The sequence below is a fragment of the Bacillus sp. CDB3 genome (assembly GCF_002081505.1).
Classification (GTDB): domain Bacteria; phylum Bacillota; class Bacilli; order Bacillales; family Bacillaceae_G; genus Bacillus_A; species Bacillus_A cereus_AT.
In genome coordinates, this window is record NZ_ALBR01000122.1 from 1 (window position 1) to 18,322 (window position 18,322).

Below are 18,322 nucleotides of genomic sequence, written 5' to 3' on the forward strand. Positions count from 1 at the left end.
AGCACAATCGATAAAAGAAACGATTGATTGTTCAGTTGAAGTTATGAAACACTCTGAACTTCACAAGTTTGTCGTGTTACCGAAACGCTGGATTGTGGAAAGAACTTTTGCTTGGTTGGAAAATTACCGCAGACTATGGAAGAATTGTGAACGAACACTTGAAAATAGTAGACAGATTTGCTTATTGGCAGGCGTGGCGCTTTTATTAAAAAGATTCTAGACAGGTTCTAAGACGTATCATTTCACTTTTTTCCTATCTGGCACCAGTTATTTCCCCAATTGGTACATTTTTTACCTATTTTACAATTTCGTATGCACTGCGTAGAAGGTCCTCTCAGATATTCACATGCGCGGCAATATTGATCCTATAAATTTAAAATACAGATTCTCTGTTCCCGTGGGTTCATGTTGTATTCACCTCCATTTCCTTTCTCATGCTATATTCTCACGGCATTTTGAAAAGTCCACGCTTTTTCAATTCCTTATACAGATTACTCACATGACATCCTACTTCTTTTGCAATAGCTGGGTATTCTTCTCCCTGATTAAACAAAACGACTGCTTTTTCACACTTTTCGTTCCACTTCTCTTCTAGCGTTTTTTACGTTTGCGTACTCTCAATTATTTCTACATCTCCTGGTATATCATTTTTGCACAGGTTATAAACCTCTACCTTTAGGAACGAAAAGAGCATCCCGAACCAAGGATGCTCTTCTTATAGAAAAGGAGGTATTTATATAAGATGCAATGGGACGAACGATGTTGTCCATTCCATACTTTATTATATGCATGTCTACTCCATGTGTGTATACGAAGAGTGCACCCACTAAGTACCCTCTCGTCAAGAATATCGCTAATTGTACCTACAACTCTGCCGTATACAGTATATAGTTTTTCAATTCTTCTTATTCCTAAAATATTTTTAATGTGTAATTTCTATATAACAAAGAAAAAAACACCCGTTATAGATGTTTAACCTTAAATATTCTTATTTAACCACCTGGTTTAGTTTCTGCCATATCAAATTCCTCCCCATTTCATTATACAAATTGAACTACTCACGACTTAATATCCTTACGGAATGTTTGAAGTGGGAGATTACTAAGTACGGAAACCTATCGGTTTCTAATTGATTAGGCTATCCCCGTAGTCCCTACCTTCCAAATTATTCTATGCAAGATAGGACAAACGTACAAGCAAAAGTCAGTCTACATTGAATATATTAATATGAAAGCATAAGGAGGTAATATAAATGGGAAACAAAAACTGTAACAACAACTGTAATGATATTATTTATTGCGAACCTAAATATATCATTAACGACATATGTGTAGAAAAAGAAGTAACGTATGTTCATCCTATTGTTCATGTTAATAGAGAACATATACGATATGTGCCACGTCATGTTTATGAAGAAAAAACGATAAATGAAGTTGTAGATCCAGGGTATCCAGATTGTTGTGAAGATAACAAAAAAGATAATAATTGTTGTAATTACAGTCGAAAGAAAAAGAATTGCTGGGATTGGTTTTAAATCAATAATTATTCCTATAAAAAACAAGAATATCTCCGTGTATTCTTGTTTTTTTTTCCTATTTCGTATCTATTCGTGTTTCTTTTTTCGTATATCGCCCTGCAACCGATGTGAATACCTATCTATCCTATCGCACATCGATTGCAATGTATATGTATGTCATATTCCTACACAATATTCCCTTTTTTATTTATATGTTTTTATCACCAAAAATAGAACTTTTATTTGTTTTTATTACCAATATATAACTATAAATCTTATGATATAACTCCCGTACTTCCCCTTATGTAATACCTTCAGTTAAAACTAACTCTTTTCCAAACCTAATGAACCACATTCTTTTGAGTCCTACAAGCTGTCTTGCAGTTGCTAAGTTAAAGCTTGTAAGTGAAACCATAATTCGCATAGCATACACGCTCTTTAAAAAACATAGTAGAAACTAAACTAGCGTCCGCAGCAAATACAAAGTTCCCAAGAATAGTGTATAAAAATAGAAAAGTAAAAACAGAAAAAAGCTGTCCCTTCGTAGAGGACATCTACCTAGAAAAAAACACACAACAAGCATAGCTCTCTATCTCAAAACCTCGTAGTCCAATTGAGGTGGTACAGAAAAACTGGAACACAAATTAGATTACGCAATTAATTTTGAAAATTGGTAAGGAATCATTCCGTTTAATGTTGAATGAGGACGAACAGAATGATAGTACATATAAATAAATTCAGCTACTAATTGGTTCACTTGGGATAGAGAAAGTAATTTTTCCCCATGCAAGCATTCACGTTTAAAGATGCTAAAAAACGATTCCATTACTGCATTATCCCAGCAGTTTCCCTTACGGGATATACTTTGCTGAATCTTTTGTTGCTTACAAAAATCAGTAACCGTATAACTGGAAAACTGAGATCCTTGATCACTATGAAATAAAATCCTTTTTTGATGTCCATATATATTTTTGACTTGTTTAATTGTATCTTTTACTAACTGAGCATCTTGGCGAGTATCCAACGAATAACCAAGCGCTGATATCTAATGCGGCACAAAAATATACTTTCATTCCATTCACTAAACGAAATTCCGTGATATCGCATACAACAGTTGGGATGTTTTTCTTACCAGGTTTAAAGGATCGCTCCAGTACATTTGGAAATGTACGATGTTCTTGCTTTCTTTTCTTATAATAAGTGACAACTTTTGACTTCAATCCAGCTGTACATAAAGCTTGTCTGACTTGAGATAAGGTAACCATGGTAGCTTTGTTTACAAGATACTGGTACAACTTTCGATACCCCATTCTGTCTTTCAATCGTTTGAATTGCATAACAATATAAGCCGCTGTCTTTTTACGTTTTTCCTGATTTTCAGTAGGTTTACGATGAAGATAGTCGTAAAAAACACTAACAGACACTTGTAATCGCTGGCAAAGCCAGCGTACTCCAAATATTTGATTGTATTTTCTTATAAACTGAAAACGTGTTAGCTTTGGTTGTTGGTAAAGAAGGTTGCCGTCTTTTTTAGGAATTCATTTTCCTTTTTTAACGCCTGAATTTCTCTCCGTAAAGAACGTAGTTCTTCCATATCAGTTCTCTCACCATCTAAAGGTGGAGAAGAATATTTTTTTATCCATGAATTAAGGGTCCCATGCCCTAAATCAAATTCTCTCTGAATACTAGAAATTGTACGCCCTTCTTTAACCACCAATTCAACACATTGTTTTTTAAACATTTCATCATACTGTTTTTTCATCTGAAACACCTCTTATATAGAATAATTTATCTCTATACTGTGTTCCAGTTTTACTGTACCACCTCATATATTTCGATCTTTCTCCATTTTTTGTTACAGGATCGGAATGATCTGCAGCTAATGCTCTTACTGGCAGTGAGGCTGCAATAATTGCTAAAGTTAGTACACTGATTAAAGTTTTTTTCATTTTTTACACTTTCCTTAATAATTTTTTTGATATTCCTACTGCTAAAAACCCCAGCTGACTAACATCAGTGGGGGCTTGCTACCAAAGACGAAATCTATTTCTAGTATCGCTGACGTGCAAGATAAGGGCATTTCATTTCCACTTATATAACAAAGCATAGGGTTCCCTATGCCTGATTGACTATTACCATCAACCACAAATACAGATCTAATATTCATATGCATCTTTGATAGAGAAAGATGTTATCAGAACTCATAATATAGCATACGGAGCACAAAATGATTATCTTCAAAATGTCCTTAGATAGAGACAAGATGCGGTGCAGTATTTAATAATTAGAAATGCTCTTATAAATGAAAAAACCCTTTCCTTGTGAATAGATTTCTTTAATAAATATTGATTACTAAATCCGTTTATATAATAGAATGCGCTACCTTTTTATAGGGGGAATTTAAGCGCACTCACACTTTGCAACGGAACCAAAAATAGTATTGCGAACCAATGCCTTAGTCTGCACTACTATTCTTAGTATATTTATTTTATTACACCGCTTTCAATTTACAATCTGAAGATCCCAAATAAGATTGAGTCCTTTTTTGTTATTTTTATCTACTTGGTCCGCTTCTGAACCAGCCGTCGTCCCTGTTAGAATCATCTGTTCCTATTGCTGTATATCCGCCGGTCACCACTCCAAGCATTGCACAAGGTAGTGCTGTAGCGGCTGCAGTTCCAACTCCAACTACCAATCCTCTTTTCGTTGGATCTGGAGCATCTATTTTTTGTTGGGTTACAGATGATGCAAAAGTGGTAGATTGAATTGTGAATAATCCAGCTGAAAGGGTTACTCCAACCGTTAAGAATTTAACTAATGTTTTTTTCATCGTTCATTTCCCCTTTTATCGTTTCAACAAAATTAGCGTAAAAATCTTTTTTATTGCATCGCTTCTTGTAGTAATCCGTCCTGAAATGATACTGTATTCCTAGTTCTTTCCTTTTGAACGGTTTGTACTTTTCTTTCCATCAATAGAATCCCCTTATGTCCTATCTGTTACGAAATATTGTTCTAATTCTCCCAAAAGCTGTTTCGCTCCTTCTGGGCTTAACGTCAGTTTCCCTTCTGCTAGTTTCATATTCTGGGAAGACACTTCTCCAGTGATAGGACATGCGCCATATCTTTTATATTTCTGCAGGATGATACTCTCCCCTTCCACAAATATTTCTAAAACATCTTTTTCGTGGATATCAAGCGTACGCCTCGTTTTCCCTTGATATCACAACTCGACCCAAATTATCCATTTTTCGTACAATACCTGTTGATTTCATCCTTCTATTTTCCTCCATTCGTAAGATATTCTCTATATTGAACCATAATATTTACCATATCTAGATTCCTCATAATTATATATTTTAAGAATCAATTCCCTCACATCACTCTGTGTAAAACCTTCAGATATAGCCAGCTCTTCTCTAAACATAAAAAACCACATTCTTTTTATTGCTACGATCTGCTGTGCAGTTACTGGCTTAACTTTACTATCTGCCCCCACTAAACACATAGAATCCACTCTCCTTGATTTTTACTATACAAAGCTATGTTCTTGTCCCCAGCAAGAACAAGAGTATATAGAATACTGTAACTGAGTATAGGAGCAAAAACAGAACAAGTTTGTCCTATCAAATAGCATAAATATTTTTCTCAGCTAACTTACTTTTTTGTGTACCTTTTGAAACGGTAAATTTATTCTTTATTAGAGTATTAGAAATGCTTTTACAAATGAAAAGAAACCTTTCCTTAAGAAAAGGTTTCTTTAATAGATTGTTAGCGCTGTCCAATGTAAATTTCATTTATTGCATTAAAAGTATGATTTTGTTCTGCACCTTGAATTATAACCATGTCATTTCCATTTGGTAAACCGTGTGTCATAAAACTCTGCAAGTGCGTTCCTAATTTTTGATACCATGAACCGGAAGGCTTAACACCTAAATATTGCATATATTTTGGATCTACCGAGCGGAAAACAGCTGCCTTTTTAAAAGCATGTAAAGTATATGTTCCACCATTTAATTTAATATTATTGACTTGCTTATAACTTGGATCAGTACCCAAGTTTAAATCTGCTCGAGTATTAGGATCTACAAATGTATGATTTAGGGATTGTTTTACTAATACTAGATTATAACCTGGAGTTTGTTGTGTCATTTGTGCAAGATAATTATACATATTATTTTGACGTTTTGCGCGATCATTAAACCCTACTTCTCCAAGTGTCTTATAGATGCTATTAGATGCTTTGATTAATGCTTCTGTTGACTTAATGTTCCCTGTAATAGTATCTATAACTCCTTGGGAACTAACAGCATTCGCTTGAGGTGCTTCAGCAGCACTTGCTTGAGATGGTTTTAATGCTTCCATAGAACCAACAACTCCAACACCAAGAGCCCCACATAAAGCTACCTTCATCATTTTTTGTTTTAACATATCTATCACTCCTCATTGATTATTTTGAATACTACTCTAATTTATAATTTCAATCATATGATATCAATTTCTAAATTAGAATTATTCTTAATTAGATAGTATCATCTGGATGAAATTAAGAAAATACAAAAATTGGTTTAATATGAAAAGTTATCCAGATGGTGTTGCAACACTAAATAAATCATAAAAAAGAAAACCGTCTCTGTTATATAAACCGTTTTTTTTAACCAATATTTTCTTGAGAACCCCTTCCAAAAGAACAAAGGTTCACATATAAACAGAACAAACGTTCTATTGTTTAGGGGTGATATTACATTGTACGATTATTCTCTTTTTCCGAATCGAATTATATTGTGCGTCGATTTGCGAAGTTTTTACGCTTCAGTCAGTTGTATCAAACAAGGGTTAGATCCGAGGTACACGAAACTTGCCGTGGTAGGGGACGTGAATCGAAATGGCTCCATTGTTTTAGCCGCACCACCTCCGCTTAAAGCGTTAGGCGTTAAAAGGATGGCTCGGTTATATGAGATACCTAAACGAGCAGATATCATTATCGTTAGCCCCATCATGCATACCTATATCAAATGTTCGAACTACATAACGAAATTAGTGTTACCATACGTAGCACCAGAAGACTTCCACCAATACAGTATCGACGAATTCTTTATGGACATGACTTCATCTTTACACTTATTTGCAGCGAACCCATATGAGTTTGCACAGAAGCTAAAGCTTGAAATTTACACCCATACTCGTATCGATTGTACAATCGGCATTGGTCCGAATTTACTAATGAGTAAAGTAGCGATGGACGTTGAAGCGAAGAAGAACATTAACGGAATAACACAATGGACATATGACGATATACCCGCGAAGTTATGGCGTATTAGACCACTCAGTAAATTTTGGGGTATATCGTATAAAACAGAAGAGAAGTTGAATCAGAAAGGGATACGGAGGAGGTTTACGGAAATCACATACGTTACATCGACCGATTAATCTAACGATGGATATCTACAATGTCTGTACATATTATTTACATACACTATATACTGGCGAACTCATAAGAGCCGTTAGTATTTCATTAATCAATTTGGTAGTGGAAGGAGAAGAACAGATTTCGTTATTCGATGACATCGTACAACGTGAGAAAGAAATAAAACTAAGAACCTGTCTAAAATCTAGGGTATAATCTATGTAAAAAGGATGATTCCTATGATACACAATTATACAAGTAATATATCCCGTGAGCAGTTTGAACTGATTCGAGAGGATTTAGAAAACGCACGGAAAAGGACGCGTCCCCGCAAAGTTGATTTGTACGAAGTATTCTGCGGTGTACTGTACCTGCTCACAACGGGCTGCCAATGGCGCAATCTGCCGAGTGACTTTCCAAACTGGAAAACCGTGTATGCCTACTATCAGATTTGGCGGAAAGTAGACGAGAATGGCATAAGTCTTCTCGAAAAAGTGCATAAAAAAATTGGTCGAAATATATCGTGAGCAAGATGGGCGTAAGAAACAGACGAGTTTCTGCATCGTAGATGTACAAAGCGTGAAAAAGACATGGATAGCTGGTGAAAAAGGCTACAATGCCGGAAAGAAAGGTTCAGGAATCAAACGACATATCGCTGTAGATACCAACGGTCTCATTCATGCGATTCAGATAACAACTGCGAATATAACAGACCGATAGGGTGCCATCCAAATGTGTGCAAGGCATAAGAAAGCATTGGACAAAGTGACAAATATACTTTGTGATGGTGGGTACACAGGCCCATCTTTCGCACAATCGATAAAAGAAACGATTGATTGTTCAGTTGAAGTTATGAAACGCTCTGAACTTCACAAGTTTGTCGTGTTACCGAAACGCTGGATTGTGGAACAAACTTTTGCTTGGTTGGAAAATTACCGCAGACTATGGAAGAACTGTGAACGAACACTTGAAAATAGTAGACAGAGTTGCTTATTGGCAGGCGTGGCGCTTTTATTAAAAAGATTCTAGACAGGTTCTAAGATTTATAGTCATACAGATTCTAGATAATGTTGGTATTTACTATATTCTTATACAGTAAGGATATAGTAAATTTCAGGTTAGAATATAGAGTATATCTTGCGGAGAGCACTTTGGTATAGGTGCTCTTTGTTGTATAGAAATTACATAATAAACTTATTTGAAGAGTGTTTTAGATATATTTGAACATACATAGAATTAATCTTAATAACAAAGGGTTTTCTGTATAATAGGGTGTACTACTATTAAGGAGTTCCTGTGTGTATGGTTTGAAAAAAGGGTGCTGGTACAAAAAGACCATAAATGAAAAAAGAAGCCTAGTTTCCTAACGGATTCTTTGATTATATCGTTAATCCAAACAGTTGGTGGATAAAGATATTCTGGTTTTGGACAGACTGATCCTGTAAATGTATTTGCTCTTTTTTGATCATATACATGGCCTCTAATCCAGCAATCATTTTTTTCGCTGTACGAAAAGATTATAACCCTAACATATTCCAAATACGTTTTTTGATAAATCGATGATCTTGTTCAATCATATTATTCAAGTATTTCTTGACCCGTAGTAAGATACTTGATGGTAAGCTGTTTTCTTGTTTTAACTCTCGGATTGCAGGAGGATAGGCTTTATCTCCATCTACGTTAATCACACAAGGAATCGTCCCATGACAAGTAGCCAGGGCTTTCTGAAAGAAAGTTTTGGCAGCCTTGGTATCTCTTTTTTTACTGAGGTAAAAATCAATCGTATTTCCTTCGGAATCTACTGTCCGATACAGGTACATATCTTTTTTTGATTTTAATGTAGGTTTCCTCCACCTTCCAAGAATCATTCGTTTGTTTCAAATGTCTTCGAATTCTCTTATTCAACTCTGGTCCATATTGATGAACCCATCGCATAATAGTCGTGTGGGCCAAAGATAATCCTCGTTCTTCCCTCATTTCCACTAAATCGCGAAAGCTTAGGTTGTACCGCAGGTACCAACGTACAGTTAATAAGATAATATCTGGTTGATAATGTTTCCACTTAAAAACATTTACCCTTTTCATATTAACCACACACCTTTTTTAAAGTAATTCTTTCAGTATTTCCAAATTTATAAGATAACTTTCAGTTATTTTGAAGTTTTTGCACCAGAACCCGTATTTTTCATGTATAATACGGATTACTTTCCAGACACTATCACTCTAAATAATTCACTTTAGGAAATAGCAGGAGAATATGCGGATACCCAGAATAAAAACTGTTATAATAACGTTGTTCTTTATCTAGTAATCAGCAAAGGAATAGGAGGAGAACAAGTGAACGAATACTATTCTGAAAAAGCCTATTGGGGTAAAGATGTAGCCGCACAATTGCAAATTGGAAGAAGCACTTTGACTAAATGGTGTATAGCCTTAGAAACTCGCGGGTATTCATTTGTCAGAGGAGAAAACAATAGTAGGGCTTTTAGAGAACAAGATATTTACGTTTTACAGCACATGAAGGATCTAGTACAATCTAAAAATCTAACATTAGATACTGCAGTAAATGTTATATTATCGAAAATTGAAACGGGAACAGGGGGTGTTCACGACGAGAACACCCCCTTTCAAAGTGAGGAAACTTATACTATTCGTCCATTCGAACAACTTGAAGAACATCGAGACCCTGAGATTAATTCCTTATTTAGCAACTTAGAAACTATGCTATCTGAATTTTCAATAATGAAACAAGAATTACAAGAGGTTAAACTTCAAAATAACCATTTACAAGAACTATTAAAAAATAATGAGAATCAACAATTACAATTAGAACATAATCGTTCTATCAAGGAAGAATATCGGGATAAACAACTAATGTCCCTTATTCGTGACACACAAGAAGTAAAACGGCTGTTAGCAACCACCCAAGAAAAGAAACCCTGGTGGAGGTTCTGGTGAATCCAGTTATCTCCGCCTTTTTGCGCGTGAAAATTAGGGAATCCTGTCAAGCCTTGCAGAAGATTAGTAGCGCTATTTTTGGCGAAGACTTTACAAAAACGAATGATTCGTACCAAATTATCTGTTACAACTCATTAACCAATGATTATTATTGTTATGTACGTTACAGATATTACTGAGAAAAATTTATGTAAACCAGGGCTTTCACGGAGAAAGCGTCCTTATATTTTATTTACTATTTCACACGCATAGACTTCATTTGCAATTATATACGATGTTTTACCTTTGGCTATTGTACACTTTGAACTGCGGAAATACCCCTTCCCCGAAATTCTACTCCATTATAGTACAGTGCATGGACATATTTTGACACGTGTTTGATTACTTGTAAATGTGTTAGCTCCACCAGATATGTCCGTTCCACAAGAAATAGCTTGTGCTTTGTTATAAATCCATCCACTTGTATTTGGTAATACTTGCACTTGAAATTGAATGACTTTGCAGGGAAAGGACTTATCGTAATACCTGTAGTAAGATCCGCTCCTGTTTGAGGAACTCCATCTACCGTTACACTATTGGGAACAAACGTAGTTTTAGGATATGTGATAGTCCAAGTTCTTCTAATGCAATGGATGCTAACAATAAATTGAGCGTATCATCACGATTCACACTAATAGTAGGGGTAATATTAGGTATATTAGCTTGAGACATACTTTTCTCCCCTTTCATTCGTATATTTCACCATTCAAAATACAGTCATTTCAATAACAATATTTTTGGTTTCATATACCATATGTACAAACCCATAAAGCTGTGAGGAAAGTATGTCCAAATGAGTCAAACCCCTAAATAAATGATTGTTTGTTAATTACGCTAGTCAAAATGATAGGCACAACTGTACTGAATCCTTATAGTAGACTGGATATAAAGCTTTCTCTTTTCTGTCTACTATAGGGGAGCATATCATTATTCTCGTCTTTTTATATTGAGGGTGTTGCAAAACTAAAATAAACATGCAATGTTATGAATCAGAAAAACTAGCTGAACATGTAGTAGATAGCGATTTTGACCATACCAACAAGGCTGTTCCAGCCCTTTATCTTTTAATGTACTAAACTGTTGTTCAATTTTCCCACGCTCTTTCATCAACTGTTGTCCAAAGATAGTTTGTATAAAATGAGACAATACACGACGATGTGTATTCTTAATTTTTTCACCATTTCGAGGATTGATTGGATTTATGGCAAAGATGTCACATGTTCGTGCAACTTCATAAATGTGCTGACTATCATAAGCCGCATCTGCCACGGAAAACAGGACATTTCGATCTTGTATATCTTGAAGTAATACAGGAGCCATCTTGCTATCATGTACGTTTGCTGTTGTAAATGTATAGGACAATACAACACCTTCTGGTGTAGCACAGACATGAGCCTTATAGCCCTTATACCAACCATAACGAGTAGATTTTCCACATTTTTCTTGGGAATCGTATAAACTACTCCGTAAGGCTGTACTATCAATTAAAATACACGGAATCAGCCCTAAATTCATTTCTTGAAGAGTTTGTTTATGAATCAATGGAATTCCTTCGTTGCGAAACCAAGTACCTACACGTGAAAAAGTAGATATATGAGGAACAAAAGAAAGACCACAAGATATACGAAATGAAGGATATTGATGCAAAAAACGAGTTAATTTGCGTAAAGAGTCAATTTGGAACACAGTTTTCAAGAAAAAACATTTCAGTAAAGCTTTTCTACAGATGGGTGGGCGACCTGTCACAGGCGGAACGCCTCCAATAGTTAAACTGTCTACGTAGGCAAATAAAACCTGTAAAATAGATTGATTTTCATCAAATTTGGTTATCATACTAGTAAATCCATCCTCTCTGGAGATAGTTTGGGTTACTATCATTCTTTCAGGAAAGCGGATTTTTTTATGCATTCATTTTTGGATATTTATAAGTTTTGCAACACCCTCTTAAACTTCAACTTTTGTGCAAAAATAAATAGGCTATCGGCAAATTTTATGATTTTGTTATCATCTAACTTATAAAGCGTATCTCCATATAAATATTTCCATACATATTCTGTTACCATCCTACCTTGTTCAGGTGAGTTTTCTATACATTCTATAATATAAAGAAAATCTTCTTTTATCTTTTCATATACTTCTTCTAATACTAATTTTTTTGGTATCTGAATTTGATTTTCGGATAATGATTCTATTAATTTTTCTTTTGTTTTTTGCTCAAGCAATCGCTAGTACACTTAGTTTTCAAATCAAGTAATCGGTCATATTCTGTATTCATAATTTTTATGATTTTCTTCTGATTAACTTTAAGAAAATCCATATCATTATCTGTATCAATTCCGTCTGTATTGATCCTTCTAATTAAGCTATTTATGTTCTTACCAATGTAATTTATTTCTTTTGTTAAATCTCTATAAGCTTTCATAAAGTTTGAAATGTGATTTCGCACTATCAACGATGAATGCAGATACCGTTTTATAGTCAAATTCTTCTGCTTTATTTTTTATAATTTTTTTATCTTTTTCATCTAAAGTTATTTGTAAATATGTTTTATGAATAAATGTCATAATTTCACCACCAAATTTTATAATGAATCGAGCGAAGCGACAACCGTTTCGAAAGGCGAAAAATGAAATTTTGAGACTTTCAAAGCGGTAAAGGTTCTAGGAAACTTCCTAGCTAGCTTGCCCAAACCCCATAATCCGAACATGAGCTACAGACAGTTCGGTTGGATGGTTCATTGATTTAAGAGAGTCTTGGCGTTAGCCTTGCTGTGGCGGTAGCCGTTGTTTTTTACGGCTGCCGGTACGGCAAAAGGTTGCCAAAGGGAGGCTCAAAATCAATGGTTCTTCGCTATTGTAATTGGATAGGCTACTTTAACAATTCATAAACAACAAACAAAAAATTAGAAATCAAAAAAATCACTACAGTGCGCACTTACACAAACTCAAGAAGTTTGTTCGTTCTTTACCAAAAACATCGACATGTTTTGTTACCCGCTGGGTCTTTTATCCTAAAAAATTATGTACCTAAAAAAAGAGCATTCCCTTTGCAAAGGGAATGCTCTTTTTTAAAACTCATGCTATCTAGTAAACAGGTATCCTATGTCCCCACTTCTATAACGTCTCACCCATTACATAACAAAGCATTTCTCCTATATAGGTGTTTGTCCAATCATGTTTTGTATTAATGCCATAAATTGGTACAGTATACAAAAAATCAAAGAATAGAGGTGCGTATATGTCACAGGCTAATATACCTAACATTACACCTAATATTTCCATTACACGAGACGATGCGCTCAATTTATTATTATCTTCTATTGCCTTAGAAGAGTTAGGAATTGCTCATATTCTCAATGCAGAAGGGGAAAAAATTCAATATGCATTAGGAACTTTACAGGGGACAACAGGTCCCGGACCTTCCATTCCAGATCTTCTGAATGTCAATAAAAGTGTACAGGATATGTTAGATACAGCGATAAAACAGGAAATGTTATTAGAATCGAAATTAAAAACGGTGTCTGATATTATGGGAAATACATGCGGAGGTACAGGTGTCCAAAATACCATGTATCACACCATTGCAAAACAAGATCAATTCGTATATACCAATGCGGATGGTTTAGCTGAATATAACAGTTCGAAAATCCTCTCTCCTACCGAAGTATCTTATTTCAATTTATTTATTAATGGTGTCATTCAACCTCTCATAACATATACCATTGAAGTTGGAAAATTAACTTTATTATCAGAAGAACCGCCTGCCTTACATGCCCCTATTACATTACAATTCATTACCCTTTATCCCTAGGAACATATTTATCATTCACGCATATACTACATGGGACAACCAATTTAAAACAAAGGAGTTTTTTTTATGGCATTACAACTTATGAAACTTGCTATTGCAGCTTCCACTTCTACGACTATTGATCCTGTAGACTCACGTTTTTTCCATGTCACAACAGCCCCAACTACAGCTGGGAATGCTTTAACAATTGATGCTGCAGATTTTTTCCAAGATGATGGATCCGCAGTTATTACTTTACCTGACCTAGCTGCTAACAATAGTTATTTCAACGTGTATGTAAACGGCCTGCTACAAATGGAAGGTATTTCAGCATATACTGCAGGTGCTACAGGCGTTGGCTCATTGGTTATTACTGTTCCAGCTGGAGCAAGTGATATATTAACAGGAACACCTGTTATTCTAGAAATGGTACAATTTACCCCAAACGCTACAACAACAGTTACAGCATAGTAAAAAGGGCCAATAGAAATATTGGCCCTTTTTGTATATTGAATATTCAATATCTTTCTCCTATAGAAATCTTTCTACAGAATCATTTTGTACGAAAAAATTCATATTAATATGTAGATAACGCGTTCTTAAAGGTAAATAACTTTAAGAGACGTACTTAATCATTAAAACCAAACCTTTAGGAACGTATTTTCTATTCACTTTTCACTACACCTAAAGGTCTACCTTTTGGGACTGTTAAATTTATTCTTTATTAGAGTATTAGAAATGCTTTTACAAATGAAAAGAAACCTTTCCTTAAGAAAAGGTTTCTTTAACAAATATTTCTTATTAAATTCGTTCATATAACAGAGCAATATACTTTTTTCATAGGAGTAATTTAGGCACACTCAAACTTTGCAATAGAACCATGAAAATGTCCTTTGTCAACTCCCAAATTAATCATTCCGTTATTTCCGAATAATCAGTATAATTTAAATCATATTAATTATTCGAGGAGGAATATAATTTGAAAACAAAAAAATGGTTACGTACAATTCCTGCAGCATGTTTTTTAAGTTCAGCTATACTGGTATTACCTACTTCATCATTTGCAGCAATTGATATGCGTAACTGTACTAAGCAAGATTATTCTCAAAGTTGTGTGGAACAAACAGATCCAGGTGTAAATAATCGAACACATGCGATGTATGAAACGATTAATAGATTAGTAGAAATTGACGATTTAAATGAACAAACAAATTGGAGTGGAAATAGTTGGTATAACTTTATTCGCTTTAATTATTTAATTTTACCAAGTCAAGAGCAAGATGTTTTAACTCAACTGAATACAATTCCAAAAGATAATGTGGAATTGAAACAAGTTCTCAAAGCTTTAAATGGGTACCATAATCGAACAAATACAATTACGGATACCAATACATTACAGATTTCAAACGTTAACGTAAATAAATACATAGAAGACCCTAAACCAGATCCTAATTCAGATCAATATAGAGAAATTAATACAAAAGCGATTAATGAAAGTTATAGCCAAACGTTAACGAAAAAAACACAAAATATAACGGAAAGCATTGTATCTACCAAACAGTTAACCGTCACACATAGCTTGAATACGGGAGCTAAGCAAGGACTAAAATCATCATTAGGAGTAAGTGTACCATTGATTGGAGAAGTAAAAGGTGAATTATCCTTTGAGTATTCTGTAAATTATGGTTATACAAATTCATCCGCGACAATTGATACAATCACACATACTGTCACTTCTCCACAAGAAGATATCTCATTAGCTCCTCGTACAGGTACAGTAGTAACGGCAAAATTAAGTACACCTGTATATAAAACAAAATTATTAGGAACTTCTAGACTTAAAGGATATTATACAGATCAGGTCAACACTTATCCAACGTGGGTACAATTAGGTATCTATAATAAATTTAAAGTGATTTCTCAGCACAACCCAACAATTTGGAATAAATTAAAAGAATTAGGATTTGCTTTGGATGATCAAACAAAAGAAGTCATTTTCAATGGTGTTATTGATTTAACAGATCGTCATGCGCCGGGATCTACGTTTGAATCTCGTACTCAAATTTATGAATTAGATGCGAATGGAAATATCAATTACAATAAACCTGTAGGCGGACCGCAAACAAAAGTAGGACAAGTTCAACAATCCAACATCTCAAATCATACATCACGGCTATTACTTATAAATTAAGTTTGTTAGGATGTTCGATGTTTTTACGATTGTATTTCTGTAAAATAAAAAAACGAATTATCAGTTCTGTTGCAAAGTTTGAAAAAACATAAACCCGTTTACAAAATACGGTTATCATTTAAGAAATTCTGAATAATTGCTGTAATTCCTGTAATTCCTTGTACGTCGAAAAAGAGAAGTCTGGAATGTGACTTCTCTTTTGTTTGTATATAGCATGAATGCTTCTGGTGCAAAAAGGTCATAAATGAAAAAAGAAGCATAGTTTCCTAATGGATTCCTTGATTATATTGTTAATCCAAACAGGTGATTGATAAAGAAATTCTAATTTTGGACAGACTGATTCAGAGACATTTCCCTGTATGGAGCCAATCCTTAATGTACCTTTTGGAGGGAATGGACAAAAAAACAAGCTAGATATCTTTTTCATCTATAATTTTTTTACATCAATTCCTTCGGTTTTGATACAAAACTCTAAGATTTGTACAATGAATATGTAAATAGTGTTTTGTTAAAGGACAAATAAAGTCTAATATTATTCTTAAATCATGTTAAGGTATTGAAGTATTAGCTATATCACAAAGTATAGGAGGAAATACATATGAAAACGTGGTTAAAACCTGTTTTATGTGCAGGAATATTAGCAGGTGGCTCAATGGCTATCAATGATATGAATGTACAAGCGAGTAGTTATCAAATGGCAGCAAGCGAAGAGGAAGGCTATCATTTATCAACAGCGGAGTCATTTAAAATTGAAAATGTGGATACAGAATCAGTAGTAGGAAAAATAATGTATCGATTAGCGCCAGCTGATGCTGTTGATGCACCTGCACCAATTGAATTACCAAATGCTGTAGCGCAAACTTTTGTTACGAATCCAGATGCGTTAGCAAATTGGGAAGTGAAAATATTTGTAAAACAGGATCCATCTCGTCCTGTAGTAGATGCAAAAGCTGAGTTTTATAATGCAGCAGGCGAATTACAAGGAACTACAACTTTCTTTTATTATGTATAAGTGTTAGAACCTGTCTAAAATCTAGGGTATAATTTATGTAAAAAGGATGATTCCTATGATACACAATTATACAAGTAATATATCCCGTGAACAATTTGAACTGATTCGAGAGGATTTAGAAAACGCACGGAAAAGGACGCGTCCCCGCAAAGTTGATTTGTACGAAGTATTCTGCGGCGTACTGTACCTGCTCACAACAGGCTGCCAATGGCGCAATCTGCCGAGTGACTTTCCAAACCGGAAAACCGTGTATGCTTACTATCAGATTTGGCGGAAAGTAGACGAGAATGGCATAAGTCTTCTCGAAAAAGTGCATAAAAAAATTGGTCGAAATATATCGTGAGCAAGATGGGCGTAAGAAACAGACGAGTTTCTGCATCGTAGATGTACAAAGCGTGAAAAAGAAATGGATAGCTGGTGAAAAAGGCTACAATGCCGGAAAGAAAGGTTCAGGAATCAAACGACATATCGCTGTAGATACCAACGGTCTCATTCATGCGATTCAGATAACAACTGCGAATATAACAGACCGAGAGGGTGCCATCCAAATGTGTGCAAGGCATAAGAAAGCATTGGACAAAGTGACAAATATACTTTGTGATGGTGGGTACACAGGCCCATCTTTTGCACAATCGATAAAAGAAACGATTGATTGTTCAGTTGAAGTTATGAAACACTCTGAACTTCACAAGTTTGTCGTGTTACCGAAACGCTGGATTGTGGAACGAACTTTTGCTTGGTTGGAAAATTACCGCAGACTATGGAAGAATTGTGAACGAACACTTGAAAATAGTAGACAGAGTTGCTTATCGGCAGGCGTGGCGCTTTTATTAAAAAGATTCTAGACAGGTTCTTAGCTATATTTTTATACACAAAAAAGAGTAAGCTACTATGCTTACTCTTTTTTGTCATCATGTAATCACTCCTAAATAGGTTTGTGAAAACTAATATAATTCTATCTCTGTGTATGTATACATAAAAATTATGAAAATAATACGATTAAGGTATCTATTGTAGCAGCTATAGAAGGTGGGGCTGCTAGTATGCAGATTGATAGTAAAAAAGCTGTCAACGGTTCCATATTAATACCTCCTGTGACTATATATATAAATCCAATGTATTTTATAACCTCTATGTTAGATGTTTCTGCCATTTGTAAAAGTGTACCTTTTGGGATTGATATATATTGAGATGATTAATTAAATAAAAAAGAACGGTTCTATTGACATAGTTCCGTTCAAAAAAGAGAAAGAAATAACGATTCAAAGTTTACCTGTATAGAATAACATTAAAAACAGGATTTTCATATTATTCTAAGTTGAGAAATATGGTTCTTTTTACAAACTTAGTTAACGAATGAATGATTTCAACAAAAGGTGATCACCTTAGACAATGTATTACTGGTTCTGTTGC

General features: G+C 34.6%; 18 protein-coding genes and 7 pseudogenes. 10 read left to right on the forward strand and 15 right to left on the reverse strand.

Going from position 1 to position 18,322, the window contains the following annotated elements; genetic code table 11:
- On the forward strand, positions 1-220 hold a 220-nt coding region (locus CDB3_RS29870; RefSeq protein ID WP_142263502.1), incomplete at its 5' end, for a transposase.
- Positions 221-448: 228 nt separating this feature from the next.
- On the opposite strand, the pseudogene CDB3_RS33205 reads toward CDB3_RS29870, so the two are convergent.
- Positions 449-601: pseudogene (locus tag CDB3_RS33205) on the reverse strand (helix-turn-helix domain-containing protein); the annotation flags it as partial.
- A gap of 651 nt (positions 602-1,252) precedes the next feature.
- On the opposite strand from CDB3_RS33205, the gene CDB3_RS29880 reads away from it, so the two are divergent.
- Positions 1,253-1,534: a hypothetical protein gene (locus CDB3_RS29880; protein ID WP_256869978.1), complete on the forward strand. Its 282-nt coding sequence runs from the start codon at positions 1,253-1,255 to the stop codon at positions 1,532-1,534.
- 283 nt (positions 1,535-1,817) lie between these two features.
- Here the strand turns inward: CDB3_RS29880 and CDB3_RS32770 are convergent, their stop codons facing one another.
- From CDB3_RS32770 to CDB3_RS29920, 9 genes and pseudogenes are all read right to left on the reverse strand, one after another.
- A complete protein-coding gene (locus CDB3_RS32770) occupies positions 1,818-1,940 on the reverse strand; it encodes a hypothetical protein (protein WP_256869979.1) in 123 nt (40 codons plus the stop codon).
- Positions 1,941-2,165: 225 nt separating this feature from the next.
- Positions 2,166-2,540 carry an integrase core domain-containing protein gene (locus tag CDB3_RS32775; protein WP_128856978.1) on the reverse strand — a complete coding sequence of 125 codons (375 nt, stop codon included), beginning with the start codon at positions 2,538-2,540 and terminating at the stop codon, positions 2,166-2,168.
- Positions 2,497-2,940 carry a transposase gene (locus CDB3_RS32780; RefSeq protein WP_128856979.1) on the reverse strand — a complete coding sequence of 148 codons (444 nt, stop codon included), beginning with the start codon at positions 2,938-2,940 and terminating at the stop codon, positions 2,497-2,499. The genes CDB3_RS32775 and CDB3_RS32780 overlap by 44 nt, the downstream gene beginning before the upstream one ends.
- A gap of 68 nt (positions 2,941-3,008) precedes the next feature.
- Entirely contained in the window at positions 3,009-3,278 is a 270-nt protein-coding gene (locus CDB3_RS29895; protein ID WP_128856980.1) for a transposase, read from the reverse strand.
- Complete coding sequence (locus CDB3_RS29900; RefSeq protein WP_128856981.1) at positions 3,262-3,465, reverse strand: hypothetical protein; 204 nt, start codon at positions 3,463-3,465, stop codon at positions 3,262-3,264. Before CDB3_RS29900 ends, CDB3_RS29895 begins: the two co-directional genes overlap by 17 nt.
- Before the next feature lie 605 nt (positions 3,466-4,070).
- The gene (locus CDB3_RS29905) at positions 4,071-4,346 is read right to left on the reverse strand and encodes a hypothetical protein (RefSeq protein ID WP_128856982.1); all 276 of its coding nucleotides are present in this window, start codon (positions 4,344-4,346) and stop codon (positions 4,071-4,073) included.
- Between the two features lie 153 nt (positions 4,347-4,499).
- Positions 4,500-4,788: pseudogene (locus CDB3_RS29910) on the reverse strand (AbrB/MazE/SpoVT family DNA-binding domain-containing protein).
- Between the two features lie 32 nt (positions 4,789-4,820).
- On the reverse strand, positions 4,821-5,021 hold the full coding sequence (locus CDB3_RS29915; protein WP_128856983.1) for a hypothetical protein: 201 nt from the start codon (positions 5,019-5,021) through the stop codon (positions 4,821-4,823).
- A 263-nt stretch (positions 5,022-5,284) separates the two neighbouring features.
- On the reverse strand, positions 5,285-5,944 hold the full coding sequence (locus CDB3_RS29920) for a hypothetical protein (protein WP_128856984.1): 660 nt from the start codon (positions 5,942-5,944) through the stop codon (positions 5,285-5,287).
- A gap of 315 nt (positions 5,945-6,259) precedes the next feature.
- Here CDB3_RS29920 and CDB3_RS29925 point away from each other — a divergent pair.
- Both CDB3_RS29925 and CDB3_RS29930 read left to right on the forward strand, forming a co-directional pair.
- Positions 6,260-7,109: pseudogene (locus tag CDB3_RS29925) on the forward strand (Y-family DNA polymerase); the annotation flags it as partial.
- 50 nt (positions 7,110-7,159) lie between these two features.
- Positions 7,160-7,949 (forward strand): annotated as a pseudogene (locus tag CDB3_RS29930) (IS5 family transposase).
- Positions 7,950-8,299: 350 nt separating this feature from the next.
- Here CDB3_RS29930 and CDB3_RS29935 read toward each other — a convergent pair.
- Positions 8,300-9,005 (reverse strand): annotated as a pseudogene (locus tag CDB3_RS29935) (IS6 family transposase).
- A 252-nt stretch (positions 9,006-9,257) separates the two neighbouring features.
- On the opposite strand from CDB3_RS29935, the gene CDB3_RS29940 reads away from it, so the two are divergent.
- Complete coding sequence (locus tag CDB3_RS29940) at positions 9,258-9,878, forward strand: DUF3967 domain-containing protein (RefSeq protein ID WP_128856985.1); 621 nt, start codon at positions 9,258-9,260, stop codon at positions 9,876-9,878.
- Positions 9,879-10,445: 567 nt separating this feature from the next.
- On the opposite strand, the gene CDB3_RS31925 is transcribed toward CDB3_RS29940, so the two are convergent.
- The 3 genes and pseudogenes from CDB3_RS31925 to CDB3_RS29950 all read right to left on the reverse strand — a co-directional run.
- On the reverse strand, positions 10,446-10,589 hold the full coding sequence (locus tag CDB3_RS31925; RefSeq protein WP_179139782.1) for an alpha-helical endospore appendage domain-containing protein: 144 nt from the start codon (positions 10,587-10,589) through the stop codon (positions 10,446-10,448).
- A 291-nt stretch (positions 10,590-10,880) separates the two neighbouring features.
- Positions 10,881-11,750 (reverse strand): transposase, encoded by an 870-nt coding sequence (locus tag CDB3_RS29945; RefSeq protein ID WP_128856986.1) that lies wholly within the window; start codon positions 11,748-11,750, stop codon positions 10,881-10,883.
- A 110-nt stretch (positions 11,751-11,860) separates the two neighbouring features.
- Positions 11,861-12,481 (reverse strand): annotated as a pseudogene (locus CDB3_RS29950) (hypothetical protein); the annotation flags it as partial.
- Positions 12,482-13,154: 673 nt separating this feature from the next.
- Here CDB3_RS29950 and CDB3_RS32785 point away from each other — a divergent pair.
- From CDB3_RS32785 to CDB3_RS29970, 3 genes are all read left to right on the forward strand, one after another.
- Entirely contained in the window at positions 13,155-13,727 is a 573-nt protein-coding gene (locus CDB3_RS32785) for a DUF4183 domain-containing protein (RefSeq protein ID WP_256869980.1), read from the forward strand.
- A gap of 66 nt (positions 13,728-13,793) precedes the next feature.
- The gene (locus tag CDB3_RS29965) at positions 13,794-14,177 is read left to right on the forward strand and encodes a DUF4183 domain-containing protein (protein ID WP_128856987.1); all 384 of its coding nucleotides are present in this window, start codon (positions 13,794-13,796) and stop codon (positions 14,175-14,177) included.
- A 508-nt stretch (positions 14,178-14,685) separates the two neighbouring features.
- Positions 14,686-15,897: an ETX/MTX2 family pore-forming toxin gene (locus tag CDB3_RS29970; RefSeq protein ID WP_128856988.1), complete on the forward strand. Its 1,212-nt coding sequence runs from the start codon at positions 14,686-14,688 to the stop codon at positions 15,895-15,897.
- Between the two features lie 118 nt (positions 15,898-16,015).
- Here the strand turns inward: CDB3_RS29970 and CDB3_RS33270 are convergent.
- A pseudogene (locus CDB3_RS33270) lies at positions 16,016-16,120 on the reverse strand (IS6 family transposase); the annotation flags it as partial.
- 375 nt (positions 16,121-16,495) lie between these two features.
- On the opposite strand from CDB3_RS33270, the gene CDB3_RS29980 reads away from it, so the two are divergent.
- Positions 16,496-16,909, forward strand: coding sequence for a hypothetical protein (locus tag CDB3_RS29980; protein ID WP_128856989.1), 414 nt, complete (start codon positions 16,496-16,498; stop codon positions 16,907-16,909).
- Positions 16,910-16,964: 55 nt separating this feature from the next.
- A protein-coding gene (locus tag CDB3_RS29985) for an IS5 family transposase (protein WP_372708568.1) occupies positions 16,965-17,754 on the forward strand; the annotation gives its coding sequence in 2 pieces (ribosomal slippage) (positions 16,965-17,222 and positions 17,224-17,754; 789 coding nt in all).
- Positions 17,755-18,322 lie beyond the last annotated feature (568 nt).

What these genes read in the sequence shown, in the direction of transcription:
- CDB3_RS29880 (WP_256869978.1), top strand. Translation starts at nt 1,253, where the DNA reads ATGGGAAACAAAAACTGTAACAACAACTGTAATGATATTATTTATTGC.
- CDB3_RS32770 (WP_256869979.1), bottom strand. Translation starts at nt 1,940, where the DNA reads ATGCGAATTATGGTTTCACTTACAAGCTTTAACTTAGCAACTGCAAGA.
- CDB3_RS29895 (WP_128856980.1), bottom strand. Translation starts at nt 3,278, where the DNA reads ATGAAAAAACAGTATGATGAAATGTTTAAAAAACAATGTGTTGAATTG.
- CDB3_RS29900 (WP_128856981.1), bottom strand. Translation starts at nt 3,465, where the DNA reads ATGAAAAAAACTTTAATCAGTGTACTAACTTTAGCAATTATTGCAGCC.
- CDB3_RS29905 (WP_128856982.1), bottom strand. Translation starts at nt 4,346, where the DNA reads ATGAAAAAAACATTAGTTAAATTCTTAACGGTTGGAGTAACCCTTTCA.
- CDB3_RS29915 (WP_128856983.1), bottom strand. Translation starts at nt 5,021, where the DNA reads ATGTGTTTAGTGGGGGCAGATAGTAAAGTTAAGCCAGTAACTGCACAG.
- CDB3_RS29920 (WP_128856984.1), bottom strand. Translation starts at nt 5,944, where the DNA reads ATGTTAAAACAAAAAATGATGAAGGTAGCTTTATGTGGGGCTCTTGGT.
- CDB3_RS31925 (WP_179139782.1), bottom strand. Translation starts at nt 10,589, where the DNA reads ATGTCTCAAGCTAATATACCTAATATTACCCCTACTATTAGTGTGAAT.
- CDB3_RS29945 (WP_128856986.1), bottom strand. Translation starts at nt 11,750, where the DNA reads ATGATAACCAAATTTGATGAAAATCAATCTATTTTACAGGTTTTATTT.
- CDB3_RS32785 (WP_256869980.1), top strand. Translation starts at nt 13,155, where the DNA reads ATGTCACAGGCTAATATACCTAACATTACACCTAATATTTCCATTACA.
- CDB3_RS29965 (WP_128856987.1), top strand. Translation starts at nt 13,794, where the DNA reads ATGGCATTACAACTTATGAAACTTGCTATTGCAGCTTCCACTTCTACG.
- CDB3_RS29980 (WP_128856989.1), top strand. Translation starts at nt 16,496, where the DNA reads ATGAAAACGTGGTTAAAACCTGTTTTATGTGCAGGAATATTAGCAGGT.